General features: G+C 29.4%; 1 protein-coding gene. It reads right to left on the bottom strand.

Translation table 11 applies throughout. The annotated features are described in order from the left end of the window. Positions 1-27 precede the first annotated feature (27 nt). The gene (locus tag HMPREF0518_RS04165; protein WP_003626440.1) at positions 28-1,641 is read right to left on the bottom strand and encodes an ABC transporter ATP-binding protein; all 1,614 of its coding nucleotides are present in this window, start codon (positions 1,639-1,641) and stop codon (positions 28-30) included. Positions 1,642-2,068 lie beyond the last annotated feature (427 nt).

The raw sequence follows: 2,068 nt of genomic DNA on the forward strand, positions 1-2,068 counted from the left end.
CTGGAGGTATTAAATATGATTTCATAGTTATCTTATCCTTATATTTTTAGCTTTTTCCTCAATTCCAAGATCATGACTAATGATTATAACTAGATTAGTTTGCGCTATTTTTTTCAATAAGCTTAATAAATCTGATTGCAATTCAGGATAAATATTAGCTAATGGCTCGTCTAATAAAAAGCAGTGCGCTTTCTTTTTCAAAATAGCAGAGTAAAGTTTTACTAATTGTATTTCGCCTGTTGAAAGTTCAGTCATTTTCTTATCTAACACTTTTTTTATGTTAAATTGCGAAGAGCTAAATACTTTTTGAAAATATTGATCTTCAGAAATACAATTTTTGTTACTCTCATTTACATACATATCTAAATATTCTCTTACAAGACAATGGGGAAGAATCGTATCTTGAAATAAGCAGCTTATATTATCTTCTCTAAGTTTTTTCTTGTTTATTAAGTCAATATCTATATTGTTTATTAAAATTGTTCCTTTTTTTGCTGGCGTATACAGTCCAATTATCGTCCTTAAAAAAGTAGACTTTCCTATTCCATTTCTGCCTCTAATAACGTAAAGACCAGAATTATTAAAACTACATGTAAGTTTTTTGGAAAACAAAGTCTTTCGTGCATCTAAACTAATATTGAAATTATGAACTTGTATACTTTCAACCTTAGGAATGACTATTTCTCCGTCTACTTCATTCGGGATAGACATCAATTGATCAATTCGCATGTATGCAACCCGGAAAGATTCAAAGTTAAATAAAATAGAAAAGATCTCATCTACTTGTCCTAATAATTGATTAAAATATTGGAAAAGAACTGAAAAAGCCCCTATTGTCATGCTTCCCGATATTACGGCCAATCCGCCATTAATAAACAATATTAACTGAAAAATCAATTGTAAGACGATCTCGCCGGTAGACATTCCCAAATTAAGAAAAAAGTCTCTTCTTGTAATATTTAAAAGAGATGCTTTGGTCTTTGTCCATCTTTTAGATTCCATCTCTTCGCGTTTATTGCCTTTAATTTCAACATATCTATTCAGCCATTCAGCAAACCCTGAAAAATATTCATTGTAAATTCTTCTTAATTCTAAGTTTATTTTGAATATTTTGGGTTTTAAAAAGAGGTACAAAATAATATAGGCTGGTAGCAAAATCATTACTAGCAAGAAAAAGTGAGATTTAGCTTTAATAATATAAATAAAAATTATAATCGAGGAAATAACAATTGAAGTTATTTGATTCACTGTTTGAAACAGGAAATTTAAGATTTCATTAGTGTCTTCCGTAATTCTATCTGCTGTTTGAATAGGATCAAGTTTTAAGACTTCTAACGTATCTTTTGAATAAAGCTTCTTTATTATCGTATCGTTTACTTCTATGTTTATTTTTCTAAACTTTAGAATTTGAATTTTATTTATAAAAAAAGACAAAAACAATCTTATGATGTTTAAAGCTATTATCACTACTATATTGCGTATGAATGATGTCCTATCAGCCTTATATACTAGTGAATTTATTAGCATACCCTCTAAAAAAACATTAGATGTTTCAATACACGTATTAATAATATTCATTCCTAAAAAAAGAAAATACTCAAACTTGTATTTGCCATTAAGCTCTTTTAGAACAGCACGCATAAAATCACCTACATAATTTAATTAAAGAATAATATCTTCTAAGGATTGGGCTTCCTTTTCTAATTTTCTTTCAGAGTTACTACCTACTCCATAACACATTGATCTACATGAAGATCGACAAGCTGATCTACATGCAGAAGCACATGCTTTACCACAATTGCTTGCACAGGCTGCGTTACAATTACTACGACATTCAGACTTGCAAGCTGTTAGGCAAAAAGAAACACAGAGAAATGCATCCGGACTATCTCCTCTTGAATTCGATGCATTTGATGAAACACCATATGTTGACTTTTCAGAGCCGCCTACGGCTGAATTACTCTTTCTATAATTGGCATAAATAATACCTCCCAAAATAAAAATTATTAATTTAACTCTTTTGACATTTTATTAAAGTTAAATTAAGCAAATTCTAATCCTACAATTT

The organism is Lactobacillus helveticus DSM 20075 = CGMCC 1.1877 (genome assembly GCF_000160855.1).
Lineage (GTDB): Bacteria > Bacillota > Bacilli > Lactobacillales > Lactobacillaceae > Lactobacillus > Lactobacillus helveticus.

Excerpts from the sequence above, each read along its gene's own strand:
- HMPREF0518_RS04165 (WP_003626440.1), bottom strand. The coding sequence starts at position 1,641 with ATGCGTGCTGTTCTAAAAGAGCTTAATGGCAAATACAAGTTTGAGTAT.